Origin of the sequence: Neptuniibacter sp. QD37_6 (assembly GCF_047778085.1) — a bacterium.
Classification (GTDB): Bacteria; Pseudomonadota; Gammaproteobacteria; order Pseudomonadales; family Balneatricaceae; genus Neptuniibacter.
Genome location: NZ_CP180550.1, coordinates 1456625 through 1483482 on the forward strand (window position 1 = coordinate 1456625; position 26858 = coordinate 1483482).

Consider the following 26858-nt stretch of genomic DNA (forward strand, 5'->3'; position numbering starts at 1 on the left):
AATGACTGAATCTCAACGTTGGTTTTTCTTAATACTTGCCGTCGTATTGGGCGGCTTGGTGTATCTACTTTCTCCAATACTTTCGCCGTTTCTGGTTGGGGCGCTCTTTGCTTATTTGTCAGACCCTATTGCTGATCGATTGGAAGATTTAGGGATGTCTAGAACAGGCTCCGTCATCATTGTTTTTATCGGGATGACAGCCTTGGTTGCTATGATGTTCCTTTTATTGCTTCCTCAACTCGGCCATCAAATTCAGACGTTGTTGGCCCGTATACCGCAAGCCATACAGCTCTTTGAAGAACAGATTTTTCCGTGGATATTAGCAACGTTCAGTCTGGAGCCTACTACGTTTGGTTTTGCCAATGTTAAAGATGTTTTGATTGGTGATTTACAAAAAACCGGCGATATCATGGGGCAGTTACTGGGAGGTATTACGCGATCGGGTCTAGCGATCGTGGCATGGGTGGCTAATTTAGTGCTAATTCCTGTAGTTACTTTCTACTTGTTGCGTGATTGGGATGTGATGATTGCTAAGGTTAAACGCCTTTTACCACGTAATGTCGAACCTAAAGTTTCTCTATGGGCCAGTGAGTGTGACGAGGTACTTGGTGCGTTTATGAAAGGCCAGCTACTAGTGATGGTCGCTCTGGGAATTGTTTATGCAGTAGGTTTATGGATCGTAGGGCTTGATCTAGCGCTATTGGTTGGTATGATCGCGGGCCTTGCTAGTATTGTTCCTTATATGGGATTTATCATTGGTATTGCGGTGGCAGGAATCGCTGCTTTTATGCAATTCCAGGACCCAATGGTGCTAGGCTACGTCGGCGTGGTCTTTATTATTGGGCAGATGCTTGAAGGAATGTTACTTACGCCATTATTAGTAGGTGACCGTATTGGATTACACCCTGTTGCGGTAATATTTGCTATTATGGCGGGCGGGCAGCTGTTCGGATTTGTTGGGGTTCTCTTAGCTCTACCTGTTGCAGCTGTTATTATGGTGCTATTACGTCACCTGCATGAAGGTTACAAAGGCAGTACATTGTACGGCTCAGAAGAAGATAAAGCGTTAGAACAAGTCGAACCAGTAGTTAATGACAACTAAACAACCATTACAACCTTTCCAAATACCTCTATCGGTTAGTCTCCGAGATGATGCTCGTTTTGAGAATTATTATGCTCAAGGCAATGAGCTGGTTTGCGCGAGTTTAAAAGCGGCCGCGAGTGGTGATGGTGAGCAGTTTACTTACATTTGGGGTAGTGAAGGTGTTGGTTGTACTCATTTACTCCAAGCGGTATGTCATGAAGCCGATCCTGTAGGTCGCAGTGCGGCTTATCTCCCTCTGGATGAATTGAAACAGATGGGTGGTGGCATTCTGGAAGGGATGGAGTTTCTCGATCTGGTTTGTATCGATGGCATAGAGTCCGTTGCTGGTAATAAAGCTTGGGAAGAAGCGTTGTTCCACTTCTTTAACCGAATCCGTGAGCAGGGCAATACTCTTATCATTGCTTCAACTGCTGCGCCGCGTCATCTTGGAATTAACCTACCTGATTTAGCATCCCGACTAAGTTGGGGAATGGTGTTTCAGGTTCAAGCGCTTAATGATGAAGTTAAGTTAAAAGCAATAAAGGCGAAAGCAAGTGCCCGTGGGTTACAGTTTTCAGATGAAGTCGCACGCTTTCTGCTTCATCATGCCAGTCGCAATATGAACGATTTAGCCTGTTTGTTAGATACGTTGGACCGTGCCTCACTAAGTGCACAACGTAAAATAACCATTCCTTTTGTTAAAGAAGTGACTGGGCTTTAGTCTTCGAACGCTTGTAATCTAACTATTCATATCTATATTGATAAAGTTAATAAGCTACTCAAACACATAGATAAGCTATAAGTAAGAGTCGATTTTTTACTTCCGGGGTGGGATGTTCTTTTCCTCCCCTTGAAATATCTCTATAACTCCCGCATGATCGCGATTTTTTGGCGGGAAATTCTGTGTTTCAGATAATTGATCAAACCAGTGATTTTGTTGTGGTGGTTAAACCAGCAGGAATCAGTGTGCATAAAGATCAAGAGGAAGCAGGATTTACCATGATGTTGCAGCAACAGTTAGATTTAGATCAGATCTATCTGGTGCACCGTTTAGATAAAATTACATCAGGTCTTATGGTATTTGCCAAGAGTGCTGAAGCTGCCAAAATACTCGCTGATCAGTTCAAAAGCCGTGAGGTTTCGAAATACTATTTAGCTATCTCTACTAATAAGCCAAAGCGTAAGCAAGGGCTTATTATGGGGGATATGGAGAAGGCTAGACGCGGTAGTTGGAAGCTTGTAAAAAGCCGACAAAACCCAGCCGTGACACAGTTTTTTAGTTGCTCACTGAAGTCAGGTTTTAGACTGTTTTTACTTAAACCGACGACGGGGAAAACTCACCAAATTAGGGTTGCGCTTAAAAGTGAAGGTGCGCCAATTTTGGGGGATAATACCTACGGTGGTGAAACATCAGACCGTACCTATCTGCACGCATACTCTTTAGCATTTAGTTGTGGTGGTGAGCGATATACTTACAAGAGCTATCCAGAGCAGGGCGATCAATTTGATCAAGAGGCATTGGATATCATTAAAGAACATTTTGATCGGCCAGAGAGTTTGTCTTGGCCGAAGTTACCTGAAAAAGATAAGGCACAAAAATGAGCGAAGGTGAACGTATAGAACGTGATTTTGAATCACGTGATGCAGATGAGAAGAAGGCCTTTCTAGAGCAAACATGGTGTGACAACTGCCAAGAAGTTAATCTTGGAATGGTTGAACCTGAAGAATATGAATTAAACGACATCATATTTATCGAAGGTAAATGTGCTAAGTGCGGTCACGTGATTTTGACCGAAATTACTGAAGACGAATTTTAATTTCGTTTTAAAGCGATAGAGGTAGGTTACGTTGTCCTCAGGTTTTGAAAATCGTTTTGGTGGAACACGCCGTCTATATGGTACGGATGTGGTTGATATGTTCCGCCAATCTCATATTTGTGTGATTGGTATTGGTGGCGTTGGCTCTTGGGTGGCTGAAGCTTTAGCCAGAACGGCAATTGGTAAGATCACACTGATTGATCTAGATGATATCTGCATTACCAACACCAACCGTCAGATTCATGCGGTAGACGGTAATGTGGGTCGCTCGAAAACCGAAGCGATGGCAGAGCGTATCAAACTGATCAATCCAGAATGTGAAGTAAATGAGATCGAAGATTTTATTACACGGGAAAACATTCCAGAACTGATTACCAATGAGTTTGACTATGTAATTGATGCGATCGATAGCGTTAAAGAAAAAGCCGCGCTGATTGCCCATTGCAGCTATCGCAAGATTCCGATTATCACCGTGGGCGGTGCTGGTGGTCAGACAGATCCAACTAAAATTGATATTTGTGATTTAGCCAAAACCAATCACGACCCGCTCGCGGCTAAAGTGCGTTCTTTCCTACGTAGACACTATCGATTCAGTAAAAGTGGCAGACGATTCTCTGTCGATTGTGTTTATTCCACTGAGCAGTTGGTTTATCCGCAACCTGATGGTTCGGTCTGTGCGCAGAAGAGTATTACCGATGGCAATACCCGACTAGATTGTGCGGGAGGCTTTGGTGCATCGACCTGTGTAACAGCAAGTTTCGGCTTTGCAGCCGTAGCGCGTGTATTAGAAAAAATGCGTTTACGCTGGGAAAGGCAGGGGCAAGGTGAATAGCCCAGCAAGATTAAAAACTAATAAAAAAGGGAGCATTTAGCTCCCTTTTTTATTGGCCTTATTTTGTGTTTTGGTTATTTATAGCCAGGGCGTGAAATTAGGATAGAAATAATCGCAGCTAAGCCTAAGAACCAGCAGTATTGGATTGAGGTTACCAATTCTAGTGGAGAAACTTTTGCGATAGAGGAGGCTAATAATATCTGAGCACCCCAAGGGATAATGCCTTGTACCACACAGGACGCAATATCCATTAGGCTGGCAGAGCGTTTAGCATTTACGCCATAGCGTTGTGCGATATCTTTCGCCAACGAGCCGGCAATAACGATAGATACCGTATTGTTAGCCGTACATAGGTTTGTCGCCGCGACGCTGGCTGTGATACTGAATTCGCCCGCTTTTTTACCGCCGCTTTTTCCGGTCAGTTTTTCAATTGCTGAAGCTATAAAGTTTAATCCACCTTGATGCTTAATCAGCGCACCTAGCCCGCCAATCAGCATTGATAGGATCATTATCTCCTGCATGCCGGTGTAACCGTCATAGATCTGTTTTGACAGCATCGCAATGTTGTAATCTGGCGCAGTGATAAAGCCAACGGCTCCAGCTAAAACAATACCCACCAATAACACCAGCATTACATTCAAGCCTGCAATGGCTAGGATAAGAACCGTTAGGTAGGGTGCAACTTTGATCAGTTCGTAACTTTGTTCAGATACGCCTGCTGTAGAGCTTTGAAGCGCAAGAACGACCATAGTAATGATAGCGGCCGGGAGTGCAATCAGTAAGTTAAGGCGGAACTTATCTTTCATTTCACAGCCCTGAGTTCGAGTGGCTGCGATTGTCGTATCCGAAATAATCGATAGGTTATCACCAAACATGGCACCACCAACAACGGCACCTACGGTTAGAAGCAGGGGTAGATCGCTAGCTTCAGTAATACCCACCGCGACAGGTGCTACAGCGGCAATAGTGCCCATTGAAGTACCCATTGAGGTGGCTATAAATGCGGCAATGGCAAAAATACCAGGGAGCAATAGCCACTCAGGTATATAGTTCAGGCCCAGATTAACCGTCGCATCAACGCCTCCAATAGCCTTCACTACAGAAGCAAATGCTCCAGCCAAAAGGAAGACGATGACCATAGTGATGATGGTTTGATCACCAATGCCCTTGATAAAGATTTCAAGTCGTTCGTTGAGTGTGCCTTTAGTTAAAAAAAGTGACAGGACAACCGCGGGGATAATCGCAACGGGGGCAGATATTTGGTAGAAGGCGAATTCTGTACCTTGAGCTTGGTAGTAAATTCCACTGCCGATAAACAGAGCTAAAAAAAGCCCTAATGGCAGTAACGCAACAGGGGAGGAGTTATTCATTAACAGTATCCTATTAGAGACCATGGGTAATGGTTTCAATATTGGAGAAGACAAACGGCCGGGATCTGACCAGCTGTTCGAATAAGGCGCGAAATATACTACTTAAGTAGGTGTAAATGAAATGAATAAAACTGCAGTTAACTTACCTTTAAGTTATATCAGTTGAATGTCATGCGCTTAAAACAGCTCAATATCACCCTCGTGTTCACTGGGTGGATTGAGGTATCCATTACTCTGTAGTGTTTCATAACAATGAACCTGATCACGGCCATGTTTTTTTGCGAAGTAAAGCGCTTGATCAGCTCGGTCTATTAATGCTGGCAGTGAAAGCCCTTTCGTTATCTCTGTGATCCCGATACTCAATGTCACTTGGCCTATTTGGGGGAAATTGGTTTGTGCTACTTGAGTGCGGAATCGTTCGAGTACATTCAATGCAGATTCTAAAGATATCTCTTTGAGCACAAGGGCAAACTCTTCGCCTCCGTAGCGAAACATTAAGTCTTCATCTCGAAATGTTTTTTGCATCTGCTGTGAAAGAATCAACAGCACCTCATCACCAAAAAGGTGTCCAAAGTTATCATTGACCTGTTTAAAGTGATCAATATCTAGGAGAGCAAAGCAATGTGGTTCAGATGACTTGTCATTTTTACGCCGCTGGGATTGCTGCTTTAAAAGAAGCGTATCCATTTGCTGATCAAATGCTTGGCGGTTGTAGAGTCCAGTCAGGGCATCATTCATCGCAGAGAACATAAAAAAGCGTTGGTTGGCATAAACTGAGACTAGTTTGGTAATCACATCATGCATCAAGTCCGAGGTATCGGGTAAGTTGGTAATTAGGACACCGTTTTGAGAATGAATAATTTTAAAGCTGTAATACCTATAACCCTCTTCACGAATAAAGCGAGCAGGCTCGTGTGCTTCAATATGCTGAATATATTCAGGGATTTCTAGCATTGATGTGAATACATCAGAGCTTTCGCTGCTGGCTATAAGTTTTTCAGTGGACTGGTCAAAGTTTGCGTAGTTATAAAGCCAGAAATGATGCAGAGGAAACAGATCGATACAGGTTTCAATCAGCAGTTGATTCAGCGCTTTTTGATCGCGTTGTTCCGTCAGGGCTAAAAAAACGTCACAGTAATCTGAGACTTTAGCTGTCGGTTGCATTCGCGTAGCCCCCGCATGGCATATGCTGAAAAATCTATGTTTAACTGGTTTTCTAAGTTTAGCTGTTTAAATCAGAGGCGCTGTTGAAAACTGTGATTTATCTGAGAGGCATTGAGGAATTCAAGCTGAAACAGATACCCCTTTCGGTAGCCATAAAGAGATAATTGCAGTTATTAGTAACATCAATGAGGAGAAGTACAAGCAGGCCTCAAGCCCCCAGATTTGGAATACTGCACCTGAAAGAATTGTCCCGATCAATCGACCCATCGCATTTGCCATATAGTAAAAGCCGACATCTAGAGAAGTACCATCTTTACGTGCATAGCTAACGATTAAGTAGCTGTGAAGCGAACTATTCAGAGCGAAGACAGCACCAAAGATGGCTAAACCTACGAGTAGAATCCAAACTTCATTACTACCTAAACTCAATGCGAACAACGCGGGTATAAAGCAGAGTATCCCAGCCCAAAGCGCAGCACTATGCCCGCTAGGTGGTGTTTTTGATCTTTTTCCAGTAATGCTGGGGGCAATGGACTGAATAAAGCCATACATAATGACCCAGCTAGCCATGACGCTGCCGACGATCCAAAAATCCCAGCCTATGGTTTCACTTAGGTAAACCGGTAAGGCGACCACAAACCAAATATCGCGAGATGCGAAGAGAAACATACGCGCTGCAGAGAGAATATTGATTGCTCTATTTTTAGAAAAAACTTCTGTGAACTTCGGTTTTGATTTGGAAACCCCGAGGCTCTTTTTAAGCAAAATCAGGCTGCAGCTTAATATGATGATCAGGCCGATCAGCATGATCCACATAGCACCTTGGAAACCGACAAAGTGAAGCAAAGCCCCGCCTAAGAAGAAACCAACGCCTTTCAGTGCATTCTTCGAGCCAGTGAGGATTGCTACCCATTTAAACAGCGTACTTTGGGCACTCTCTGCTACGAGCGATTTAATCGCGCTCTTCGCACTCATCTTATTCAGATCTTTGGCGATACCCGAGAGGGCTTGGGCGGCCATCACCCAAGGTATGCTTAAGTAATCTGTTGGGAGTGTCAGCATGAGTAGGGCGATGATCTGGAAAGATAGCCCTATATTCATGGTCTTATTTAAACCAATTCTAGCGCCTAACCATCCACCAAATAGGTTGGTGACAACGCCAAAGAATTCATAAAACAAAAACAGCAGTGCAATGCTGAGAGCACCGTAACCGAGCTGGTGAAAATGCAGTACAACTAACATGCGCAACGCGCCATCCGTTAAGGTAAAGGCCCAGTAATTACCTGTAACGACCATGTATTGCCGGATGGCACTGTTGGCAAGATTACTCATTTTTAACAATCAATCGCGATGTATTTAGCTAGTTCGGCAGTACGGTTTACGTAGCCCCATTCGTTGTCGTACCAAGCATACAATTTCAATTGTGTGCCATTTACCACCATGGTGGATAGAGCATCGATGATGGAAGAACGAGGGTCGGTACGGTAGTCGATTGAAACTAGCGGACGTTCTTCGTAACCCAAAATACCTTTTAAGGAGTTTTCAGCAGCTTCAGCAAACAATGCGTTTACTTCTTCTTCAGTTGTTTCACGCTCTAGCTCAAAAACCATGTCGGTTAACGAAGCATTCGCTAGCGGTACACGAACTGCATGGCCATTTAGTTTACCGGTTAGCTCAGGGAAGATCTGAGTAATCGCTTTGGCAGATCCCGTTGTTGTGGGGATAAGGCTCATACCGCAAGCACGTGCACGTCTAAGATCTTTATGTGGCGCATCCAAGATCGTTTGCGTGTTTGTGATGTCATGAATCGTGGTCATTGAGCCGTGCTTGATGCCAAGTTTTTCGTGTACAACTTTAATTACTGGAGCTAGGCAGTTTGTTGTGCAAGAAGCCGCTGTAACGATTGGGAAATCACCCGGCGTATACAGCTGGTGGTTGATACCCATCACGAGGTTGAGCACGCCTTCCTCTTTTACCGGCGCTGTCACAACAACATGCTTAACACCCTGTTCTGTGTATTTATCTAAAAGAGCCTTAGTTTTCATGACACCGCTGGCTTCAAAGACAAGATCGCACCCAGACCAATCGGTATCTTCGATACGACTGTTGTGAGTAACACTAATCTGTTGATCATTAATGACCATGCCAGTATCAGTTGCTGCAGCTTCGTATTTCCATGTGCCGTGAACAGAATCAAAGTTCATCAGGTGGGCTAGTGTAGCGGCATCGCCCATTGGATCGTTAATCTGAATAAATTTAAATTCTGGCCATTCCCAAGCCGCACGCATTACCAAACGGCCCATTCGGCCGAAACCATTAATACCAATTTTGATAGTCATCTTTTATTACTCACAGCAGCTTTCTGAGGTTAAACTTTTCTTTAGCAGTTCTGCTAGCTCTGTTTGGCTAGCTTGATAAGTCTCGTTTATGACACGCTGGCACCAATCCGGAAGTTGGTTATTTAGGCTGTAATAAACCCAGCGACCTTTGCGGCTATCACTCACGATTCCGTGTTCTCTCAGCTGAGCCAGGTGGCGTGAGATCTTAGGTTGGCTCAACTCAAGTAAGGTTGTGAAATCACAGACACAGAGTGTTTTGTGGTGATGTATCAGCATTATCAGTTCAAACCTTGTGGTGTCTGATAAGCACTTAAATAAAGTAGTGGCTTGCATAGCTAATCGATACATATATGTTTTTCCGTATATGATGGCAAAAATTTTTAGGGCTAGCAATAGCGACTTAGCGTGAGTGAGTTAAATTTTGAGGGGGAACTGAGATAACAATTTTCTGTAGGCATAAAAAAACCCCTCTAAAAGAGGGGCAAAAAATGCGTTAACTCATGGCGAGGCCAGAGTTGAAGATGGGATGCAGATGGGCTCGAAAGCTATCACATGTCCTTGATAGCTAAGCCGCAAGTGCATGTGTAGTATGTTGATTTTTTGTGCAGTGCAAAATTGGACTTTGGTGCAGAAAGTAATCACCTAATTGATACTTACGTTTAGTTTAGCTAAGTATCAATTAGGTTTGTGCGGTTTAACCGTTTATCAGGCTATTTACTCAATGATCTGATCGTCTTCCAAACGGAAGTGATGTAGTGGGTAAGTGCCCATAATTCGCACATCTTTGGCAAAGAAGTCTAATTCTTGTAGCGCATATTTCATCGCTTTTTGGTCTGGGTGGCCTTCGACATCAAGGTGGAAGCTCGTCGCCGTCATAGTATCAGACGCCATGTAGCTCTCTAGTTTCAACATGTTTACGCCATTGGTAGAGAATCCACCCAGCGCTTTATAGAGCGCAGCTGGAATGTTACGTACCGTAAACATGATCGATGTCATAAAGCGTGAACCGTTGGTTAGTGCAGGAATATGACTGTCACGCGCAAGAATCAAGAAGCGGGTTGTATTCCCAGTTTTGTCTTGGAAGTTCTCACGGATAATTTCTAGGTCGTAAAGCTCAGCCGCTAGGCTGGAGGCAATTGCCGCATGGCCTGGCGTCTGCTTTTCACTTAGTTCGGCAGCTGCACCCGCCGTATCAAGGCTTGCAACCGGTTTAATGCCAAGTTCATTAATATGACCATCGCATTGCGCAAGTGCTTGCGGGTGAGATGCCACCGTAGTGATATCTTCCAGTTTTGTGCCTTTTGGTGCAAGCAAGCAGTGATTAACCGGTTCAAAGTGTTCACCGACAATATGTAGCTCCGTTTTAGGCATTAAACGGTAGATCTCTTCTACACGACCTGCTGTTGAGTTTTCGAGCGGGATCATCGCTAAACGTGCCTGACCGCGCTCCACCATAAACATCGCATCCGAAAAAGTTGCACAGGCGTTAGCTTCTAATTCTGGATGAGCTTTGCGGCATGAAAGGTGTGAATAAGCACCCGGTACGCCTTGATAAGCAATAATGGCAGGCAGGTTGGTCATGGTCTTTATCTGTTTAACGAAAATTGAGGCGCGTATTATTACACAGAGATAAAAACTCTGTTACTGTTCGCGCAGTTAAATTACCTGCAATTATAGTTTTATGACGCCAGAACGTACTGAAAAACTGCTAAGTGTGCTTAAACGCCGCCAGCCTGATCTAAGTTTGATTGCTGATCAAGTGAATAAACCTCGAAATTTATCTGCTTTGATTCGTAATTGTGATGCCGTTGGTATTCATAGTGTTCATTCTGTTGTGCCTAAAGAGGGTTACCGTACTTACCGTGGTACGGCTAAGGGTAGTGATTTCTACGTTAAAAACAGGCAGCACGAATCAGTCGAATCGGCGATCGAAACGGTTAAATCTCAGGGCATGAAAGTGGTAGCTGCACATTTTACCGATCAAGCAATAGATTACCGTGAGTTTAATTACACGCAGCCATGTGCGTTGCTGATGGGCGCAGAAAAGCAGGGTGTGAGCGATGTTGCGGCAGAGATGGCTGATCAGCATATCATTATCCCGATGATGGGGATGGTAAGTTCGCTTAATGTATCCACAGCTGCAGGGATAATTCTGGTAGAAGCTCAGCGTCAACGCATGTTGGCTGGTTTGTATGAACAGCAGCACCTCAGTGATGAAGAGATCTCTCGCACCCTTTTTGAGTGGGGTAATCGTGATCTGGCGAAGTTCTGCAGAGAAAAAGGTTTAGCTTATCCTCCGCTTGATGATATTGGCGATGTAATTGATGCACCAGGTTGGCATCAGCGCGTACAGGCAGGACAGGCAGATAAATATGATTGGAGCGGCATTGCTGTTTGATTCAATCCCTGAACCCCTGCTAATCTGAGTTTTTGGGTTTCGAATTAATCACTAATGGTCAGACGACTGCTTGTCACGCTTCTCTTCCTATTACTAACGCTTGTTTGTACATGGCAGGTTGTTACCTTTGCGCGTGATTGGACCCTGCAAAACCTTCACCAGCAGGGCTCTGATGAGCTTTTAAAGGTTATCACTCAGTTAAGATCGGCATTAGATGAGTATCGTTATTTGCCGTTTTTGATCTCTCAAGATACCGATGTTAAAGCGCTTTTGGTCGATCCCTCTCCGAGCATAGCTAGAGAAGTTAGTCTTTATTTAGAACAGATTAACCTTGTTGCGGGTTCATCCTCTCTATTTGTTTTGAACTCAGAGGGTAATACGGCAGCCTACAGCCATTGGCGGGACGAACAGGAATTCATTCAACGATCACATCGAAGACAAGATTACTATAAACAAGCGTTGGCGGGTCACCGAGGTGGCCAATTTAGTTTGAATGAACATAATCAATCACCCGCTTACTTTTTGTCTTCACCTGTCTATAACGGCACACAATTTTCGGGCGCTGCAGTGGTCCGGGTTGAGCTAGAAGCGATGGTTAAAAAGCTACGCTCCACCGGTGAAGTGATTTTAAGGGATCAAACAGGCACTATTTTCTATACCACTGCACCTTTTAATCGTTTCAAAAGCATCAAAGAACAGGTTGATGTTGAAGTAACCTTGTTAACAAGTGGGGTTGTTACACGGCTTTGGAAGCGAGGTTCAGATCAATGGCTGTCACGCTCAGTAGCGCTGGATGACTTAAGTTGGCAGGTTTCGGTCCTCACTGATACTGAAGTGGTCAAACGGAATGTCAGGAATGCGGCGTTGTTCTCGTTTGGTGGTTGTATCGCGCTTGGTCTGTTTGCTCTGTGGTTCCGAGAACGGCAGTTAAAGCTCCGTTCACAAAATGTCACCCGTGAGACTCTAGCGAAAAGTGAAGCGCAACAAAAAGCGATTATTAATAACGCACAGGTTGGCTTACTGCTTATCGATGAAAGAGGTCATATCACTTTTGCTAACGATATGGCGCTGCAGCAGTTTGCTGTGTCTATGCCATTGATCCTTGCTAAACCTTTGTTGGAATTGCTGGCTTCTGATGGGATTACCCCAATTGCGAGGGTGTTGCATCGATTAGGTGAAAAGGGGTTTTCCCCGCTGGTGGGTTATGAGGCGGTAGGTTCTAGAAGTGATGGTACCGAGTTCCCTCTATTGATCTCTATCCGAAAAATGCAGGGGTATGAGGCAAAGCAGTTTTTGGTAACGGTTATCGATATCTCCAGACGTAAAGGTCTGGAGATCCAATTGCAGAGAGCCAATGAGTCTCTAGAACACAAAGTTGAAGAGCGGACATTGGCTTTAAGAGAAGCACAAGAAGAGTTAGTTCAGGCCGGTAAAATGGCGGTACTTGGTCGTATGTCCACCGCAATTGTGCACGAATTGAATCAGCCCCTAACAGCGATTAGGAATTACGTGGCGATCTGCCGACAGGTGATGACTCAGCCTGAAATGCTAGAAGAAAGCTTGCTAGAAGTAGATGGGCTTACACAACGCATGGCGCAAATTACTGCTCAGCTCAAAACCTACGCTTACAAAAAGCCAGAACAAAAGCAGCCGGTCTCGATACAGATGGTGCTCGAAAACTCTCTGCAGATGTTCAAGCAGCGTATCGCTGATGAAGATGTGCGGCTTAAGTTAGAACTACCTGAGAAAACACTTTATGTTCTAGGTGATAATGCACGTTTAGAACAGGTTGTGGTTAACCTTGTTAAAAATGCTATTGATGCTATGCAGGGTAGGGCAGATAAAGAGCTTCAGATTGAATTGCTAGAAGATAGCAATTCTCAGCAGTTACAACTGCAGGTTATAGATAACGGGGTAGGTATCGATCCTGCGTTATTGGCTAATCTATTTGATCCATTTATCACCTCGAAACCTATGGGTGATGGCCTAGGCTTAGGTTTAGCGATTGTTAAATCCATCATGCGTGATTTAAATGGTGATATCAGTGCAGGGAATACCGAGCAGGGCGGGGCTGTGTTTACCTTGCAATTACCTATTTGTGAAACTAATTAGAGAAGGTCGTAATGACAGATAAGCAATCACCAAATCAGTCATCCAGAGGTACTGTTTTATTGGTAGATGATGAAGCCATGGTGCGGAAATCTACCGAAAAATGGTTACAAATGGCCGGTTTTGATGTGATTGGCTGTGATAGCGGCCAGCAAGCCCTAAGCCATATTCAAATTGATTTTCCAGGTATCGTTGTCAGCGATGTCAAAATGCCAGAGATGACCGGCTTAGAGTTGATGGACAAAATATTGGAGACCGTACCCGGCTTTCCTGTGGTTCTCGTGACTGGTCATGGCGATGTTGATATGGCCATTGGTGCTATGAGAAAGGGTGCTTACGATTTTATCGAAAAGCCTTTTAACCCTGAGCGACTTGTAGAGACAATCCAACGTGCCTGCGAAAAGCGCCGCCTGATGTTGGATAACCTTCGTCTACAACAGAATTTAGCTTCATCCAGCGGCATCGATCAGCGCTTAATTGGTATTTCACCAGCGATCAGGCGCTTAAAGCAAGAGATCCTCACGCTGGCTGATCTAGATACTAATGTCATCATTTACGGCGAAACAGGCACCGGTAAAGAGCTAGTGGCGCAATCACTACACGAATTTAGTCATCGTAAAGACAAGCACTTTGTACCGATCAACTGCGGTGCGATTCCAGAATCTCTAATTGAGAGTGAACTCTTTGGTCACGAAGCAGGTGCCTTTACTGGTGCCGCTAAACGCCGAATCGGTAAGTTCGAGTATGCCAGTGGTGGCACTCTGTTTCTTGATGAGATTGAGAGCATGCCGCTACACCTGCAGATCAAACTGCTGCGTGCACTTCAGGAAGGTGTTATTGAACGTCTAGGTGGTAATTCACCGATTAAAGTCGATCTACGTGTTATTGCCGCTGCTAAAACCGATCTGCGAGAAGAGGATGATTTCCGCGAAGATCTTTTCTATCGCCTAAACGTATCGCAGCTGCATATCCCGCCGTTAAGGGATCGTCTAGAAGATACACCACTACTGTTTGAACACTATGTACGCATGACATCGGAGTCACACGACAAAGAACAACGATCGCTGCCCGAACAAGATTTCCGCACTCTGCAAAGTTACCAATGGCCGGGTAATGTTCGTGAGCTAAAAAATATCGCAATGCGATATGCTTTGGATAAGCGCGTGTCGGTCAGTGATATCCTCTTCCCAGATAACAGCACTCTTCAGGCTTCACACCTTGAAGGGGATATCAGCCAACCTTTAGCTGTACAAGTTGCAGGTTTTGAAGCCGAAGTAATCAAACGCTCTTTGCAACAGCATCAAGGCAATATCAAAGCGGTGATGGATGCCTTAGACCTGCCAAGACGTACGCTAAACCAGAAGATGGCGAAGTACGGGATAAATAGGGCTGATTACACTTAAATTGAGTTAGTAAAAACTCTGTACTTTCGACATCAAAAAACTGTTGATTTGGACAGTATATCTCTAACTGTGCAGCGTTTATGAATCTTTTTGTTAATTTTTGCTAAGCCGTATTGCTTGTATTGAGCCTTAAGCTAGGTTAAAAAGTTAACTAAATCAGACAGATGGATGTCTAGCGTGGGTAGATACACGGACCCCCGTATATCAATTGATATAGCGCATGCGTGGTTTGTCACGGAAGAATCTTTGTATTTTCTAGTTTATTCCTTCCTTTTCAATTCCTTACATCTGTTTTCAATAAATACTGTTAGGGTAGATATACGGACCCCCGTATATACAAATGTTATGAGTTCAGGTAACCAACCATGCTCAAAAATGTGATTATTGCACTGCTTATGGTTACTCTTTCCGCTGTGCTTTATCTTCAGTGGTACAAGGAGGGCTTTGTGTTCTCTGGAGTCGGTGATTATCGTCAATTTGATCAAGAGAATTATTGGTTAGTAGCTCACAAAGACAAGCCAGGGTTTGCCTTTTTCTCTAGTAAGTCGAAGCTCGTGGCTCAGCTAAGTGATTCGGATGGAGATGGTGTTGTTGATTTGCTTATATATTCCACTCTTGATGAAGAGCGTAGGCAAAGAATTGAGTATGAAGATTATGGTATGGATGGGGAAATGGATTTAAGAACCATCTATCCAGAGGGCAGAACTGGTAATTCTTGGTATGAATTAGCTTACTTAGGTACTTGGTATAAGTTGGAAGGAAAAGGACCGAATTTGCACATTAAGGTTGGGAACCAATCAATACCTGTCGTTAAAGAGGAAGGTTTCCTATCAGTTAAAACTCATAACAAGGCGCTTAAGTAATGACGCGCTTTGCGCGCCACTTAGCTGAGCGTTATGTATTAGAGAGAGTTAGATGTTTAAAACTTTTATAAAAGGAATTGTTTTTGGTAGTGGATTTTTCCTTGCCATTTTGTTTTTTGGATATCTTTCATATAGCTATTTTGAAAAGCAACCAATAACAGAGCGAACATACACTCCTGCAGACCTTAAGACTTGGAATGAGATGGATGATGTGCAGCAAATAAAAAGCGCTTCTGCAATAGCAGTAATTCAGTATAAAGACGGCCAAAATGGGTTGAAGGAAGCGTATATTGAAGCAATTTATACAAAAAAAGACGTGATCATTCAGTATTCCGTAGGTGATAGATACCCAAGAGGTGATCATCAATCTCAAGCTGGGTATGGCGTACCGTCAGGAGCAGTGGCATTCTTCATAGGTTCGCCTGCTGACAATGTGTCGTTATCTTATTTGTATAATGGAAAGGCTAGTGGTTTAGGGAATATACCGTTGAAGGCAGTTATCGAATTATTTAAAGAAAATGCATAACAAGGGTGGGCACATCCGCCAGCAAAGCTGGCTAGGACAACCGCTGCGCGGTTGCCTGTGCCACAAGCGTTAATAGTCATTATGGCTCGTAGAAAAGAATTAACAGGCATAGCTCACGGTATAGCTCAGTCATTTAATAGTAGAAACAATGATGTAGATGGCTATTGGGGAATAGGTAAGCTTTATAAATTTGTTGAGCATCGTGCTGACAAATATGTAGTGCTGGATCTCATAAACCTACTGACTGAACCAAAAACAAATGAGTTTGATTCTTTAATTCTCTTCTATCGGAATATGCTTTTAGAGCATCTTTCAAAAAGAGATGTACGTAGAGAGTGGGTCATCTCAGTTGATGTAAGTGTTTCTTTCGACGTTGAAGCTTCGAAAAAACATCACCAATGGCGTTCAAGTCTTGGCAATCCATGTGTTGTAGAGTGTGTAATTCAAGATGACATGGGCCGTAAGCATATTGCCCAAGCCTACAATAATTGCTTTCCTCATAATCCTAAGAGGGAACGAAGGAGTACACGTGCAAGTGACTATTAACAAAAACATCAAAAGTCGCCCTTCGGGCTTGGACCGCAGCTGCGCTGCGGCCCTTTATGTTGGGCGTTATATGTAAGGCGAATGAGGTCAAAGTGCGAATAGTAATGAGGTTTCTAGGATTAGTGATAGGACTCGTATTTATCCTATTCTCAACTTTTCTGCTTCTAGCTGGAGTCACTCCTGAATTAAGTAGTTTGACCGGATTGATTCTCGGGGTTGTTTTCCTAACCTTTGGCCTTACAGGTGAAACTAGCTTAATAAAAGGACTTAAGGCTATAGGAAACAGATTTGATAAACGTTAGAACATATAACAAGTTTGTTAATAATCGCCCTTCGGGCTGGACCGCAAACTGCGCTGCTTCGCAGCAATGCGGCCCATTACAAAAGCGTTATACCTATCGGAGAAAATGTGGACCTATCTACTCTTGAACATCATAAATATATAAAACTGATTGAGTTTGCTCTGTCACAGAAGAATTTCTCTAAAGTTCAGGCATGCGAAGCTGCAGGGTTAACTAGACAGGAATTCGATTTTGTTAGGCATGAAATATTTATATTAAGTGGTGCTCAAACTGAGTATGTAAATGATCATGAAGAATATGAGTGGAAATTATCAACTCAAGCTTTCTTCAATTACTTACAGTTCTCTGAATTTAAGTTTGCAGTTTCTGCTGCTAAAAAGGCACAACTTACGGCTATGGCAGCCATCGTTATATCTGGCATTTTGGCTATTGGATCAATAGTTGTGACAGTTTTAAATTAGGTATAACAAGTTTGTTAATAATCGCCCTTCGGGCTGGACCGCAAACTGCGCTGCTTCGCAGCAATGCGGCCCATTACAAAAGCGTTATGCATCAATCTAACATCGAGAAAGTTTATGAAAATAAATAGTGTAACTGTAGGGATACCTGTTCCTAACTTAGAAAAGTCAATCGAGTGGTACCGCAAACTTTTAGGTGATATTGAATCATTTAGTCCTGCTGAAGGTATATGGGAAATATGCGTGACACCATCCTTCACATTGCAGCTTTTCGAACTCGAAGCTGAGGAATCTAGTATGAAAAATATTGGTTTCGAGTCAACTGATATTGAAGAAAGTCATAAGTTGGTGACTGCCCTTGGTGTCACAGCGTCTGAAATAGAAATTGTGCCAGATACAGTGAGCTATTTTGAGTTTAGTGACCCGTTTGGCAATCTACTTTCCTTTTATCAGGTTTTAGCAGTCAATGCATAACAAGACGCAGCTGCGGAAAAACTACTGCTACGTTCGTTCCTCTCTTCGCAGCATTTTCCCGCTGTGCTAAGCGTTAAGAAGCACATAAATATGGCCTTAAATGGTTCAAAGCCCTTTAATTCTATTAATTATGTTTTTCACATAATTTTATTTACTTGGCACTGTGTTTAAAGGTTATTTATCATTGCCTGCGCATTACTGATTATTTTTTCTTCATCTCTGCCAATACCGCAGCTGTCGATGATGATGACGTCTCTAATGCCGATAAAGGCAAGGATGTGCTGAATGTAGTCAGACACAAAATCAATGTCGGTACCGAGCTGCGTTCCACCCGAGTTTAAGATGACATAGGCTTTTTTATTTTTTAGTAAACCTTCCGGGCCTTTCTCTCCATAACGAAATGTTACTTTGGCTCTGGCTATCTGATCTATCCAGGCTTTAAATGCCGCAGGTACATGGAAATTATAGATTGGCAGGCCAATCACTAAATTGTCTGCTTCCTTAAGTTCACTGATTAAAGCGTCTGAACAGGATAGTACGGATCGTTGTTCAGCAGTGCGCTCGTCAATGTCGGTGAGGTTTGCTTTTATCCAAGCCTCAGTGATAAGAGGAATACCGTTGGCCAAATCACGCGTTTTAACCGTCGTATGAGTCTTATTTTTTAATGTTTCAATGAGATGGTCACTTAGTGTACGGCTGTAAGAGCCCTTTTTTCGCATGCTGGCATCTATACGTAAAATCTTATTAATCATATTCTTCTCAATATTATGAGTGTCTGGCTGCAACAACGTTGCAACCATTTTGGGTTGTATGAAAGTGATTAAGCGCCAAAGCCGCCGTCAATTGTATGTTGGGCACCGGTAATAAAACTTGCCTCATCGCTTGTGAGGTATGCCACCATGCCGGCAATTTCGCTAGCTTGAGCGTGACGTTTAATTGCCATGAAAGAGTGCATGGTTTCTTTCATTGGCCCATCTTTCGGATTCATTTCGGTATCTACGGGGCCTGGTTGAATATTATTTACGGTAATGTTCCTGTCGCCTAAATCTCTTGCCAAACCACGAACTAACCCCTGCATAGCCGACTTTGTAAGAGCATAAGCAGTCCCACCTGCCATTGGCATTCGATCCGCATTGACTGATCCAATTACAATAATTCTGCCGCCTTGATTCATGCTTTTGGCAGCTTCTATACTTGCGTGATAAGGACTACGTACATTTATATCCAGCATGTGATCTATAGCCTCAGGGCTTTGCGTTAATGGGTCGCCCATGATCAATACGCCCGCAGCGATAATTAGGATGTCCAATGCGTCTTGATCTTGAATCACCGCGGCCAAGGCTTCGCGATTACTACTATCTACTTTAATAGGCTTAGCGCCTGTATTGGCTGCTACTTCTGTTGCTGCATCATCTGAGTTTGCATAGGTGAAGCTAGTTGCTGCTCCTTCTTGCTGTAAACGTGCTACCACCGCCGCACCAATGCCTCTGCTACCACCTAATACCAGCGCTTTTTTGTTCGTTAAGGTTGCCATATCTCTGTCTTTTCCTTTCGGTCTTCAAATTGCTATTGGGTATGCCATCAGGACACATGGCTTACTATAATTGTTGCTTTAATAAGTAAAAATATTGGTTCGGGTAAAAGACTTTTGCGTTTTTCAGAAATATAATGAAAATATGAATGAATTTAGCCAAATAAAAACCTTTGTGGCTTTAGTTGAGAGCGGTTCCATCAGTAAGGCTGCAGAGAAAATGGATGTTGCGGTTTCTGCTGTAAGTCGTCGATTAAAAGAACTGGAATCTAGTTTGGGTGTCCAGTTAATACAGCGTACGACGAGAAAAATGCATTTAACTGAAGTTGGCGAAAGGTTTTATCAACGTTGCGGCAAACTGTTGGATGACTTTGAGGAGGCCAAGCAAGAGGCTAGTAATGCAGCTACTTCTCTTAGCGGCACCTTAAAAATAGCTACGCCATTGAGCTTTGGTGTGGCACATCTTTCACCAGCGATTGCTGCCTTTATGCATTTACATCCAGAGGTCAAGATAGATCTGGATATGAGTGACAGGCGTGTCGATTTAGTTGAAGAGGGGATCGATCTGGCGATTCGCATCGGCACGTTGGAAGACTCTTCTCTCATGGCACGAAAGTTGGCTTTGGTGCGTCATGTGGTTTGTGCATCACCTGAGTTCTTAACCCAATACGGTACGCCGAACAAACCGGAAGATTTGGCCCGGATGCCTGCGCTTTGCTACGGAAATTTAAGTCAGCCTGATATTTGGTATTTCCGTGATCAAGAAAATAACACTGGCAGTATTAAGGTGCCTTTGCGCATGCGCTCTACAAATGGCGATGCACTGGTGGAGGCTGCTGTAGCTGGTCTAGGTATTCTTTGCGAGCCTAGTTTTATTGTCCATGGCGCAGTGAAAAGAGGGGTGTTAACCCCAGTTCTGACCGACTATCAGTGGTATGCAATGAATATTTATGCTGTGTATCCGCATACTAAACATGTGCCGGCACGTGTCAGAGCTTTTATCGATTTTCTAGCTTCGTACTTTGGGGATGAACCTTACTGGGAGCAATTCTTGGAGAAAGGTACAGTTAATTAATCGTTTTTTGCTTGGAGGCGAATTAAAGAGGGAAAAATCTAAACAGAACGGCAGTTCACTCCTCAATCCGTGCTAGCGCATCTTTTAAAGCTTGCTCCTTATCCGTGCGAATGGCATTAGCCCATGCAGATAGTGACGGATTATGCTCACCATTGTCTGCTCCCCAGATAATCATCTCAAGCAGTACAGGAATAAGTGACTTGCCTTTGTCGGTTAGCCCATAGCGAATAATTCGACCATTATCAGGACACTTATGCTTTGTCAGTAAACCTGACTCCAATAGGTGTGTTAATCGCTTGGCTAATATATTGGTTGAGATGCCTTCTGCAGAATTTAGAAAGTCGCCATAAGTGCTTTTTTGATTAAACACTATGTCGCGAATGATCATCAGGCTCCATTGATCACCAAATATTTCAAGGCCAAAGTTTATCGGGCAGGATGAGCGTAATGTCTTTTTCATGAAGATAATATAACTACATTACTTGCAAAACGAAAGTTGTTGGATTAGCTTTGTATTACTTTCGTTTTGCAAGTGGTTTGTCTGCAAAGTCTTTAAAGGAATTAAAGGAATTAAAGGAAACGTTCTATGAAGCTGTATTTAATTAATGGTTCGCCTAATGGCAGAAAAGTGCTTTCCGTTGTTCGTCATTTGGGATTGACGCCTGAATTGATTTGGCTGGATATCTTTGCAGGTGATACGCAAACTGAGGAATACCTGAAGCTGAACCCAAACGGCCTATCACCCACTCTAGTGGATAACGAGGTTGTTCTTTGGGAGTCTAATGCAATTAATACTTACTTATGCGAAACCACGACTAATCAGAGTCTGTTGCCTGTGCATGCTGCAGGAAAGGCGGAGGTATTAAAATGGCTGTGCTGGGAGCTCGCTCATTTTAACAAAGCGCTAGGTGTTATTGCTTTTCAAACCGTGGCTAAGCCTTCTTTTGGGCTAGGTGAGACTAATCAGGCAATCGTTGATTTTTATACAGAAGAATTTAATCGCTATGGTCCCGTGCTTGAAAAGCACTTAGAAGATCGTGAGTTTATTGTAGGTGATGACTGGACACTTGCGGACTATGCACTAGGTCATGTTGAAATGTTTCAACCAGCAATGCCTATTGAATGGGAGCGCTTTCCGAATATTGTTCATTTTTATGATCGTATAAGAGGAAATGCTCATTGGGCTTTGACTCAGGCAGCGCCTGATGAAATAGGTAGGAAGCCAGCAGATTAAATATGAATTTAAGGAAGCCATAGATTAAAGTGGGCCAGATTAAAGAAGTCAAAGCCCTTTAATTCACTTCGCACCGCTACGTTAAGCGCTAGGAATAGTCGAATATGGAAGAATTAGTAGCAATAGCAGCAATATTCGTGATTCTTGTACTTTTTGTGAATATCAAGGTTACTCGGGTTATTGCGCGATCAGTAGGCTCAACGAAGAACGAGAGAGTATTATCTTATCTAGTTGTTTGGTTCATTCCTTTAGTAGGGGTGCTACTAGTGCCTAAAAAGATTTTGCCAAGTTTGCATACTAAGGCTGATAGCACTTGTTCCTCGGGTGGTTCAGATGGAGGCTGTTCTGGAGGGGATTGTGGATAAACCGGTCATTACCTGTTAAATCGCATACCAAACATGAGTATTTTCTTCCTTTATTATCAAGCTATCCATTAATTGGATAGTTTGAGCGACGTTATAGAGCAATAAGGTTATTCGTACGTAGTTCAATCTCGTCTATTGGAAGGATTGTTCAATAATATTCTATTGGTTAAATACTATTACGGTATTAACGGACTAGATGGTTTAGAGCTTTCTACTTTTAGATCTCGCAGCCAGGCTTTTATTTCCCAAAGCGTTATATACATCCAAACTTCGTCTATTTCTTCTGGATGCATATCAGGTTGGGGGGAGGCAAGTTTAGGGTCGCAGCTATATTCATTTGCGCGACCTCCGTTGTAACAGTACATGTTTTCATAACTTCGAGTTTTGGTTATCTCATTTGCTTTTCCTGAGCATCCAATCAATGAAATCAACAGAAATGGAAGGTAGAACCACTGCCCCATACGGTTATTCATGCGCACTCATCCTGTGATAGCTTTATGCGCGGACTACATACTCGCTTGAAGTCAGTATAGTTATTGAACGATGAATTAGAAAAACAATTGAACGATCAAAGCTCTTTTCTTACCTAACCGCCTAAACTACCTATTGAAGATAGGGAGGGTTCGATATGAGTGTTGATCAGATTACGGCGTTCTTTGGCTGGGGTTCAATTTTAAGTATTGCTGTTCTCCTTTTTACTACGCTGGCTTTGATGCTCATGCGCTCGTTGGTTATCCCTCTGCATTCAAAGTTGCTGGGCGTTAGTGAGGAGCACTTGCCTGCTTTGTACTTTAAATACTTAGCCAATTTTAAATTGCTGTCGTTATGCCTGTTTATTATTCCTTACCTGTCGTTAAAGCTGATGGGCTATTGAAGCAAGACTCTCACTGTCGAAATAAATACAACAATTGAAAAATTGACAATGACAGCCACATCCGTGACGATGGTTTTATGAGCATCAAACAAGATCATTACGTAGAACGAATTATCATCATTCCTTAGGAATGGTGGGATGCTTAATACGCTAAATTTATTAAACCCACCCATAGAGGTGGGTTTTTTGTTTCTACCTCTTGGGAATATTAAATAGGGAGTACCCATGAGGAAGGTCGCAGTTTTTGGTAAGCCCGGAAGTGGCAAATCTACCTTGAGTAAAACCTTGGCAAAGGTAACGGGTTTGCCACTTCATCAACTCGATTCACTGTTCTATCAGAAAAGTGGCGAGCCCGTCGCACGTGAATTCTTCGATAAGGTTCATGAAGATATATTGGTCTCTGATAGTTGGATCATCGATGGTTTAGGCCCTTTGGGTGCTTTTAAGAAGCGTTTAGATACGGCAGATACATTGGTGTATATCGATCTTCCTTATCCCACGAGTTATTGGTTTGTTACTAAGCGGCTGCTTAAAGGGTTGTTTATAAAGCCTGAAGGGTGGCCAGAGGGTAGTTCAGTGCTGAAAGGTACTCTCCAGAGTTTTAAAATGCTGCGCTTATCACCTTCGTTTTGGAACGATGATTTTCGTGCGGAGATAGCAGATAAAGCGAAGCATAAGTCTGTTGTTGTGATCCGAAGTGTTGCAGAATTAAACGCGTATATGGAGGTGCATGCGAGATGAGATGATTAAATGGCCAGCCATTATTAAGTATCACGGCGACAACGAACTTTCTTATATTTCCAGCAGAGCTGAATGGGAGATTGATCAAGGCCTTTCTACCGCTTGTTATGATGCTGACGACCGCTTGATTGATTCGGATGGTGTGGTGTTTTCTATAGCAAGTAGGGCAGGTAGCATCACTGTTCCAACAGCAATTGAAGAACGTTTGGAGCTAGGAGATATGGAGGATTTAGTCAGAGTACATTTCTCTTCTGTTGGGGAATGCTGCGTGTCTAAGTTTTCTATTAGCTCAATTGCCGAAGGAATTACTACTGTCGGCCAGTTTGAAGAGAGCTGACATCTAGGAATAATCGAGTCAGGATAGAATTATTCTGTTTGTTGCTTATTTGAGACGAAAAGTAAGTAGCAAACCCAAAATTATAAAAACGGTTAGGAAAGACAATGATCAAAAGAATCACAGGTGCAGTCTCTCTTTGTGCAGCGATGATGCTGAGTACCTCAGTTTTTGCAGTTGAGCCAATTCAGCTGAACGGTAAATCTTACGCTTATAACAGCAGCGAAGAGTTCACTCACTCTTACTTCAATAATTCTGAACAAGATAAAGAGAACTGGAACGAAAAGGTTTCTGTGATTTTCTCATCTAGCACACGCAGTGAAGATGACCTTGAAGAATTAGCTAACGATTTACGTGATGGCTACTCTCAGAACGGCCGCTTGGTAAAAGCGATTAAAATAGAGGCTAAAGATGGTGCTTCAACTAAGTTCGTTGTGGTTGGTGTAATGTCTGGTGAAGATGTAGCTGAAGGGATAATGGCCCGTGCCAGCCTTGTTGATGGTCACAGTGTTGTTTTGATGTATTCGCATAGGTTTTACAACGAAAATCGCGAGAAAGGCTTAATCGAGTGGTTTGAAGCGAACGGCTACACTATGGAAAAAGAGCTGATCGATTTTGCTGAAATTCCTGATAGAGCTGAATTTGCTGCAAAATAGACAACCATCTATTTTTTAAAGCTAGTTAATACCTATCTAGTTCAAAAAAGCGGGCGACCTGTGTTGAGCAGGGGCCCGTTTTTTTGTAACAGTGATAGTTTAGGGTTTTGCTCGGTTGCGAGTTCGTCTGAACCAAGGGGGGCAAGACGGGAGATTTACGAAAGGCAAAGCTACTGCATAAGTTTAATCTTACCCGTTCAAATCAATATGCTTGGTTAAGTAATCAATAAAACAGCGAACCCTGGCACTTACTGCTTTGTCGGCGTAAAAAACCAGATGAATTGGAATGGGGGTGTCTATTAGCTCGTTTTCTAATAAGGAGATTAACCTTCCTGCTTTAAGATCTTCCTTAACTGTGAAACCTGAAAGGCAGGCAATACCACTGTTTTGAAGTGCTAATTGCCTCAGCGTCTCGCCGCTATCAGCAAGTACTGATGGCTCGATTAAGAAGGGTTCATGATTTGATCCCTTAATCGGCCAAGAGTTTAGCTTTTTCGCTTTTGAAAAGCCTAAACATGAGTGCTTGTACAGGTCTTTTGCCGTTCTAGGTAAACCGTGTTTTTGAAGGTATTCAGGTGAAGCGTAAATACCGCGCGTTGTTGTTCCTAACTTTTTAGCTTTCAAACTGGAGTCATCTAACTCTCCAATGCGAAGTGCAAGATCTACCTTTCTCTCAATCAAATTAATATTGGACTCATTTGATTCAAGTTCCACCGTTACTTCTGGATACAGTTGGTTGAACCTAGGGATCAGAGGGGCAATTGCATGTAAGGTAAATGGCGTAGCAGCATCGATTCTTACTACCCCACTAGGTTGTTGCCCTTCTTCTATAAAGTAGCGTTCTATATCGGCTAGACGTGCGCGAATCTCTGATGTGTGCTGGAAAAGCCACTCACCTTCCGACGTTACTTCGACGTTGCGTGTGGTTCTATGAAATAAGCTGCATTGCAGTTTTGATTCGAGTTTTTTTATACCCCGGCTGATGGCCGGTGCTGCTTGGTTGAGGTGCTCAGCCGCTAGCGTAAAACTCTTATGTTCAGCGACCGCTGAAAACATAACTAATTCTTCCAAAGATAATTTCATCAGTACTTAGATCGTCGAGATTCTATTGATAACAATTATGTTAATAGAGTTGTTGCTTTGTAAACATTTAAGTAAATGGAGAAAGAAATAAAATTCAAAGGGAAATCTGATCGATTAATCAGATCTACTTAGAATTGGAGAAGTGAATGAAAAGGGTCGATGTTCAGAAAGTACAACCAGAAGCTTATCGCAGTATGTTTGGAGTAGAGAGCTACCTGGCTGGTTCAAGTTTATCACTTAAGTTACAAGCGTTAGTCCGTCTGCGAGTTTCTCAGATTAATCGTTGTTCATATTGCCAAGCCTTACATTCGCAAGAGGCGCAAAACAATGGAGTAACAGATTTAGAACTTACTGCTTTGGCATATTGGAAAGGCACTGAACTATTTGACCCTAAGGAGCGAGCGGTATTAGCGATGGCTGAAGCAATGACGAAACTTACTGAAGAGGGGGTTTCTAACGAAATTTATAACGATGTCGCAAGCGTTCTGTTAGATGAAGAAATTGCGCAATTAATCGTCCTAGTTGCAACTATAAATGCTTGGAACCGCATAGGAATAGCTACAGCGATTCGTCATTAAAGCTTTTCGTTACCTGTAAAGCCTATTCGAAATAATAAAGGATGCTTTATGAAAAATAAGAAATCTATTTACGATGCGATCATTCTAGTGCTGGTAATACTGTTTGCGCCAAAAGTAGCGATAGCGCATCAGGTAGATGGTGAAATTGAGCGGCAGCTATTAAGTTCATCTGCTTTACCAAATCTGCCAGGTCATAAATTAACCTCTATGATTGTTGAATTTGGGCCTGGAAGTTCAGCACCAGCACATCGTCATGATGCTTTTTTGTTTGTCTATGTATTGAGTGGGTCTGTGTTATCTCAGCTTAATCAGGATGAAGCAATTGTGTACCACGCAGGTGATAGTTGGGTTGAATCTCCGACAGATATACATACACAAACAACAAATATGAGTGAGACTGAAACAACAAAATTATTAGTCGTTTTTATAGCAGAGGAGCGAGCTAAATTATCGAGTTCAAGGCTTAAAACCCGTTCAGAACTCTGACGTAATCGTTTAATTGTGATCGCGATAGGTTTTCTGGTTGTAGCTTGTCAGCGATACCCAAAACCATTTGAAGCTGGGATAGATGGTCTCTATCTTCTTCCTTGAGTGTTTTAGCGTCATCAGAGTTAAGGTATTGGCCGATGCTGCCTGTGGTCAGGGTCATCAGTAAAGCCTTGGCGTTTAGTTAGGTAGTGTATTACTGAGATCATTTTCCCT

At 43.0% G+C, this 26858-nt stretch carries 34 protein-coding genes; 22 read left to right on the plus strand and 12 right to left on the minus strand.

The window, feature by feature from the left end:
- Position 1: 1 nt before the first annotated feature.
- The 5 genes from ACMXYO_RS06810 (at position 2) to tcdA (ending at position 3733) form a co-directional block, all read left to right on the plus strand.
- A complete protein-coding gene (locus ACMXYO_RS06810) occupies positions 2-1102 on the plus strand; it encodes an AI-2E family transporter (protein ID WP_415887760.1) in 1101 nt (366 codons plus the stop codon).
- Positions 1092-1805 (plus strand): DnaA regulatory inactivator Hda, encoded by a 714-nt coding sequence (gene hda / locus ACMXYO_RS06815; RefSeq protein ID WP_415887761.1) that lies wholly within the window; start codon positions 1092-1094, stop codon positions 1803-1805. The genes ACMXYO_RS06810 and hda overlap by 11 nt, the downstream gene beginning before the upstream one ends.
- Before the next feature lie 182 nt (positions 1806-1987).
- Positions 1988-2686 carry a TIGR01621 family pseudouridine synthase gene (locus ACMXYO_RS06820; protein WP_415887762.1) on the plus strand — a complete coding sequence of 233 codons (699 nt, stop codon included), beginning with the start codon at positions 1988-1990 and terminating at the stop codon, positions 2684-2686.
- Positions 2683-2901, plus strand: coding sequence for a hypothetical protein (locus ACMXYO_RS06825; protein ID WP_415884205.1), 219 nt, complete (start codon positions 2683-2685; stop codon positions 2899-2901). The genes ACMXYO_RS06820 and ACMXYO_RS06825 overlap by 4 nt, the downstream gene beginning before the upstream one ends.
- 31 nt (positions 2902-2932) lie before the next feature.
- On the plus strand, positions 2933-3733 hold the full coding sequence (gene tcdA, locus ACMXYO_RS06830) for a tRNA cyclic N6-threonylcarbamoyladenosine(37) synthase TcdA (protein WP_415887763.1): 801 nt from the start codon (positions 2933-2935) through the stop codon (positions 3731-3733).
- A 74-nt stretch (positions 3734-3807) separates the two neighbouring features.
- Here the strand turns inward: tcdA and ACMXYO_RS06835 are convergent, their stop codons facing one another.
- The 6 genes from ACMXYO_RS06835 to ACMXYO_RS06860 form a co-directional block, all read right to left on the minus strand.
- On the minus strand, positions 3808-5103 hold the full coding sequence (locus ACMXYO_RS06835) for a Na+/H+ antiporter NhaC family protein (protein WP_415887764.1): 1296 nt from the start codon (positions 5101-5103) through the stop codon (positions 3808-3810).
- Between the two features lie 177 nt (positions 5104-5280).
- On the minus strand, positions 5281-6267 hold the full coding sequence (locus ACMXYO_RS06840; RefSeq protein WP_415887765.1) for a GGDEF domain-containing protein: 987 nt from the start codon (positions 6265-6267) through the stop codon (positions 5281-5283).
- A gap of 120 nt (positions 6268-6387) precedes the next feature.
- Positions 6388-7599, minus strand: coding sequence for an organoarsenical effux MFS transporter ArsJ (arsJ, locus tag ACMXYO_RS06845; RefSeq protein WP_415887766.1), 1212 nt, complete (start codon positions 7597-7599; stop codon positions 6388-6390).
- A gap of 2 nt (positions 7600-7601) precedes the next feature.
- Positions 7602-8606: an ArsJ-associated glyceraldehyde-3-phosphate dehydrogenase gene (locus tag ACMXYO_RS06850; RefSeq protein ID WP_415887767.1), complete on the minus strand. Its 1005-nt coding sequence runs from the start codon at positions 8604-8606 to the stop codon at positions 7602-7604.
- A gap of 6 nt (positions 8607-8612) precedes the next feature.
- Positions 8613-8882, minus strand: coding sequence for a metalloregulator ArsR/SmtB family transcription factor (locus ACMXYO_RS06855; protein WP_415887768.1), 270 nt, complete (start codon positions 8880-8882; stop codon positions 8613-8615).
- Positions 8883-9320: 438 nt separating this feature from the next.
- On the minus strand, positions 9321-10187 hold the full coding sequence (locus tag ACMXYO_RS06860; protein ID WP_415884212.1) for a prephenate dehydratase: 867 nt from the start codon (positions 10185-10187) through the stop codon (positions 9321-9323).
- 100 nt (positions 10188-10287) lie between these two features.
- On the opposite strand from ACMXYO_RS06860, the gene trmH reads away from it, so the two are divergent.
- The 8 genes from trmH (at position 10288) to ACMXYO_RS06900 (ending at position 17685) form a co-directional block, all read left to right on the plus strand.
- Positions 10288-11004: a tRNA (guanosine(18)-2'-O)-methyltransferase TrmH gene (gene trmH, locus ACMXYO_RS06865; RefSeq protein ID WP_415887769.1), complete on the plus strand. Its 717-nt coding sequence runs from the start codon at positions 10288-10290 to the stop codon at positions 11002-11004.
- Positions 11005-11058: 54 nt separating this feature from the next.
- Complete coding sequence (locus tag ACMXYO_RS06870) at positions 11059-13116, plus strand: sensor histidine kinase (protein WP_415887770.1); 2058 nt, start codon at positions 11059-11061, stop codon at positions 13114-13116.
- An 11-nt stretch (positions 13117-13127) separates the two neighbouring features.
- Complete coding sequence (locus ACMXYO_RS06875) at positions 13128-14516, plus strand: sigma-54-dependent transcriptional regulator (RefSeq protein ID WP_415887771.1); 1389 nt, start codon at positions 13128-13130, stop codon at positions 14514-14516.
- 365 nt (positions 14517-14881) lie between these two features.
- On the plus strand, positions 14882-15379 hold the full coding sequence (locus ACMXYO_RS06880; RefSeq protein WP_415887772.1) for a hypothetical protein: 498 nt from the start codon (positions 14882-14884) through the stop codon (positions 15377-15379).
- 52 nt (positions 15380-15431) lie between these two features.
- Positions 15432-15905, plus strand: a complete 474-nt coding sequence (locus tag ACMXYO_RS06885; RefSeq protein WP_415887773.1) for a hypothetical protein — start codon at positions 15432-15434, stop codon at positions 15903-15905.
- An 81-nt stretch (positions 15906-15986) separates the two neighbouring features.
- On the plus strand, positions 15987-16451 hold the full coding sequence (locus ACMXYO_RS06890) for a hypothetical protein (protein WP_415887774.1): 465 nt from the start codon (positions 15987-15989) through the stop codon (positions 16449-16451).
- Between the two features lie 409 nt (positions 16452-16860).
- The gene (locus ACMXYO_RS06895; RefSeq protein WP_415887775.1) at positions 16861-17214 is read left to right on the plus strand and encodes a hypothetical protein; all 354 of its coding nucleotides are present in this window, start codon (positions 16861-16863) and stop codon (positions 17212-17214) included.
- 114 nt (positions 17215-17328) lie between these two features.
- Positions 17329-17685: a VOC family protein gene (locus ACMXYO_RS06900; protein ID WP_415887776.1), complete on the plus strand. Its 357-nt coding sequence runs from the start codon at positions 17329-17331 to the stop codon at positions 17683-17685.
- A 167-nt stretch (positions 17686-17852) separates the two neighbouring features.
- On the opposite strand, the gene ACMXYO_RS06905 is transcribed toward ACMXYO_RS06900, so the two are convergent.
- Complete coding sequence (locus ACMXYO_RS06905; RefSeq protein WP_415887777.1) at positions 17853-18473, minus strand: FMN-dependent NADH-azoreductase; 621 nt, start codon at positions 18471-18473, stop codon at positions 17853-17855.
- Positions 18474-18505: 32 nt separating this feature from the next.
- Positions 18506-19219: an SDR family oxidoreductase gene (gene bdcA, locus ACMXYO_RS06910; RefSeq protein WP_415887778.1), complete on the minus strand. Its 714-nt coding sequence runs from the start codon at positions 19217-19219 to the stop codon at positions 18506-18508.
- 142 nt (positions 19220-19361) lie between these two features.
- On the opposite strand from bdcA, the gene ACMXYO_RS06915 reads away from it, so the two are divergent.
- Positions 19362-20291, plus strand: coding sequence for a LysR family transcriptional regulator (locus tag ACMXYO_RS06915; RefSeq protein WP_415887779.1), 930 nt, complete (start codon positions 19362-19364; stop codon positions 20289-20291).
- A gap of 55 nt (positions 20292-20346) precedes the next feature.
- Here the strand turns inward: ACMXYO_RS06915 and ACMXYO_RS06920 are convergent, their stop codons facing one another.
- Entirely contained in the window at positions 20347-20751 is a 405-nt protein-coding gene (locus tag ACMXYO_RS06920) for a winged helix-turn-helix transcriptional regulator (RefSeq protein ID WP_415887780.1), read from the minus strand.
- Between the two features lie 126 nt (positions 20752-20877).
- Between ACMXYO_RS06920 and ACMXYO_RS06925 the strand changes: the two genes are divergently transcribed.
- The gene (locus tag ACMXYO_RS06925) at positions 20878-21525 is read left to right on the plus strand and encodes a glutathione S-transferase family protein (RefSeq protein ID WP_415887781.1); all 648 of its coding nucleotides are present in this window, start codon (positions 20878-20880) and stop codon (positions 21523-21525) included.
- 104 nt (positions 21526-21629) lie between these two features.
- On the plus strand, positions 21630-21890 hold the full coding sequence (locus tag ACMXYO_RS06930; RefSeq protein ID WP_415887782.1) for a hypothetical protein: 261 nt from the start codon (positions 21630-21632) through the stop codon (positions 21888-21890).
- Positions 21891-22066: 176 nt separating this feature from the next.
- Here ACMXYO_RS06930 and ACMXYO_RS06935 read toward each other — a convergent pair whose 3' ends face one another.
- Complete coding sequence (locus ACMXYO_RS06935) at positions 22067-22363, minus strand: hypothetical protein (protein ID WP_415887783.1); 297 nt, start codon at positions 22361-22363, stop codon at positions 22067-22069.
- 155 nt (positions 22364-22518) lie between these two features.
- Here ACMXYO_RS06935 and ACMXYO_RS06940 point away from each other — a divergent pair, with 155 nt between their 5' ends.
- The 4 genes from ACMXYO_RS06940 (at position 22519) to ACMXYO_RS06955 (ending at position 24495) form a co-directional block, all read left to right on the plus strand.
- A complete protein-coding gene (locus tag ACMXYO_RS06940; protein WP_415887784.1) occupies positions 22519-22764 on the plus strand; it encodes a DUF6868 family protein in 246 nt (81 codons plus the stop codon).
- A 225-nt stretch (positions 22765-22989) separates the two neighbouring features.
- Positions 22990-23505, plus strand: a complete 516-nt coding sequence (locus ACMXYO_RS06945; RefSeq protein ID WP_415887785.1) for a shikimate kinase — start codon at positions 22990-22992, stop codon at positions 23503-23505.
- Positions 23495-23842 carry a DUF4144 family protein gene (locus ACMXYO_RS06950; protein WP_415887786.1) on the plus strand — a complete coding sequence of 116 codons (348 nt, stop codon included), beginning with the start codon at positions 23495-23497 and terminating at the stop codon, positions 23840-23842. The genes ACMXYO_RS06945 and ACMXYO_RS06950 overlap by 11 nt, the downstream gene beginning before the upstream one ends.
- 104 nt (positions 23843-23946) lie before the next feature.
- Positions 23947-24495 carry a hypothetical protein gene (locus tag ACMXYO_RS06955; protein WP_415887787.1) on the plus strand — a complete coding sequence of 183 codons (549 nt, stop codon included), beginning with the start codon at positions 23947-23949 and terminating at the stop codon, positions 24493-24495.
- A 189-nt stretch (positions 24496-24684) separates the two neighbouring features.
- Here ACMXYO_RS06955 and ACMXYO_RS06960 read toward each other — a convergent pair whose 3' ends face one another.
- Entirely contained in the window at positions 24685-25566 is an 882-nt protein-coding gene (locus ACMXYO_RS06960) for a LysR substrate-binding domain-containing protein (protein WP_415887788.1), read from the minus strand.
- 158 nt (positions 25567-25724) lie between these two features.
- Between ACMXYO_RS06960 and ACMXYO_RS06965 the strand changes: the two genes are divergently transcribed.
- Both ACMXYO_RS06965 and ACMXYO_RS06970 read left to right on the plus strand, forming a co-directional pair.
- On the plus strand, positions 25725-26156 hold the full coding sequence (locus ACMXYO_RS06965) for a carboxymuconolactone decarboxylase family protein (RefSeq protein ID WP_415887789.1): 432 nt from the start codon (positions 25725-25727) through the stop codon (positions 26154-26156).
- A gap of 48 nt (positions 26157-26204) precedes the next feature.
- Positions 26205-26642: a cupin domain-containing protein gene (locus tag ACMXYO_RS06970; RefSeq protein WP_415887790.1), complete on the plus strand. Its 438-nt coding sequence runs from the start codon at positions 26205-26207 to the stop codon at positions 26640-26642.
- On the opposite strand, the gene ACMXYO_RS06975 is transcribed toward ACMXYO_RS06970, so the two are convergent.
- Entirely contained in the window at positions 26620-26805 is a 186-nt protein-coding gene (locus ACMXYO_RS06975; RefSeq protein WP_415887791.1) for a hypothetical protein, read from the minus strand. The two genes, ACMXYO_RS06970 and ACMXYO_RS06975, sit on opposite strands and share 23 nt — an antisense overlap.
- Positions 26806-26858: the final 53 nt, after the last annotated feature.

Bases quoted from the DNA above. Each gene is read 5' to 3' on its own strand.
- ACMXYO_RS06810 (WP_415887760.1), top strand. From the start codon at position 2: ATGACTGAATCTCAACGTTGGTTTTTCTTAATACTTGCCGTCGTATTG.
- hda (WP_415887761.1), top strand. From the start codon at position 1,092: ATGACAACTAAACAACCATTACAACCTTTCCAAATACCTCTATCGGTT.
- ACMXYO_RS06825 (WP_415884205.1), top strand. From the start codon at position 2,683: ATGAGCGAAGGTGAACGTATAGAACGTGATTTTGAATCACGTGATGCA.
- ACMXYO_RS06835 (WP_415887764.1), bottom strand. From the start codon at position 5,103: ATGAATAACTCCTCCCCTGTTGCGTTACTGCCATTAGGGCTTTTTTTA.
- ACMXYO_RS06840 (WP_415887765.1), bottom strand. From the start codon at position 6,267: ATGCAACCGACAGCTAAAGTCTCAGATTACTGTGACGTTTTTTTAGCC.
- arsJ (WP_415887766.1), bottom strand. From the start codon at position 7,599: ATGAGTAATCTTGCCAACAGTGCCATCCGGCAATACATGGTCGTTACA.
- ACMXYO_RS06850 (WP_415887767.1), bottom strand. From the start codon at position 8,606: ATGACTATCAAAATTGGTATTAATGGTTTCGGCCGAATGGGCCGTTTG.
- ACMXYO_RS06855 (WP_415887768.1), bottom strand. From the start codon at position 8,882: ATGCTGATACATCACCACAAAACACTCTGTGTCTGTGATTTCACAACC.
- ACMXYO_RS06860 (WP_415884212.1), bottom strand. From the start codon at position 10,187: ATGACCAACCTGCCTGCCATTATTGCTTATCAAGGCGTACCGGGTGCT.
- trmH (WP_415887769.1), top strand. From the start codon at position 10,288: ATGACGCCAGAACGTACTGAAAAACTGCTAAGTGTGCTTAAACGCCGC.
- ACMXYO_RS06870 (WP_415887770.1), top strand. From the start codon at position 11,059: ATGGTCAGACGACTGCTTGTCACGCTTCTCTTCCTATTACTAACGCTT.
- ACMXYO_RS06875 (WP_415887771.1), top strand. From the start codon at position 13,128: ATGACAGATAAGCAATCACCAAATCAGTCATCCAGAGGTACTGTTTTA.
- ACMXYO_RS06880 (WP_415887772.1), top strand. From the start codon at position 14,882: ATGCTCAAAAATGTGATTATTGCACTGCTTATGGTTACTCTTTCCGCT.
- ACMXYO_RS06885 (WP_415887773.1), top strand. From the start codon at position 15,432: ATGTTTAAAACTTTTATAAAAGGAATTGTTTTTGGTAGTGGATTTTTC.
- ACMXYO_RS06890 (WP_415887774.1), top strand. From the start codon at position 15,987: ATGGCTCGTAGAAAAGAATTAACAGGCATAGCTCACGGTATAGCTCAG.
- ACMXYO_RS06900 (WP_415887776.1), top strand. From the start codon at position 17,329: ATGAAAATAAATAGTGTAACTGTAGGGATACCTGTTCCTAACTTAGAA.
- bdcA (WP_415887778.1), bottom strand. From the start codon at position 19,219: ATGGCAACCTTAACGAACAAAAAAGCGCTGGTATTAGGTGGTAGCAGA.
- ACMXYO_RS06915 (WP_415887779.1), top strand. From the start codon at position 19,362: ATGAATGAATTTAGCCAAATAAAAACCTTTGTGGCTTTAGTTGAGAGC.
- ACMXYO_RS06920 (WP_415887780.1), bottom strand. From the start codon at position 20,751: ATGAAAAAGACATTACGCTCATCCTGCCCGATAAACTTTGGCCTTGAA.
- ACMXYO_RS06925 (WP_415887781.1), top strand. From the start codon at position 20,878: ATGAAGCTGTATTTAATTAATGGTTCGCCTAATGGCAGAAAAGTGCTT.
- ACMXYO_RS06930 (WP_415887782.1), top strand. From the start codon at position 21,630: ATGGAAGAATTAGTAGCAATAGCAGCAATATTCGTGATTCTTGTACTT.
- ACMXYO_RS06935 (WP_415887783.1), bottom strand. From the start codon at position 22,363: ATGAATAACCGTATGGGGCAGTGGTTCTACCTTCCATTTCTGTTGATT.
- ACMXYO_RS06940 (WP_415887784.1), top strand. From the start codon at position 22,519: ATGAGTGTTGATCAGATTACGGCGTTCTTTGGCTGGGGTTCAATTTTA.
- ACMXYO_RS06945 (WP_415887785.1), top strand. From the start codon at position 22,990: ATGAGGAAGGTCGCAGTTTTTGGTAAGCCCGGAAGTGGCAAATCTACC.
- ACMXYO_RS06950 (WP_415887786.1), top strand. From the start codon at position 23,495: ATGCGAGATGAGATGATTAAATGGCCAGCCATTATTAAGTATCACGGC.
- ACMXYO_RS06955 (WP_415887787.1), top strand. From the start codon at position 23,947: ATGATCAAAAGAATCACAGGTGCAGTCTCTCTTTGTGCAGCGATGATG.
- ACMXYO_RS06965 (WP_415887789.1), top strand. From the start codon at position 25,725: ATGAAAAGGGTCGATGTTCAGAAAGTACAACCAGAAGCTTATCGCAGT.
- ACMXYO_RS06970 (WP_415887790.1), top strand. From the start codon at position 26,205: ATGAAAAATAAGAAATCTATTTACGATGCGATCATTCTAGTGCTGGTA.
- ACMXYO_RS06975 (WP_415887791.1), bottom strand. From the start codon at position 26,805: ATGACCCTGACCACAGGCAGCATCGGCCAATACCTTAACTCTGATGAC.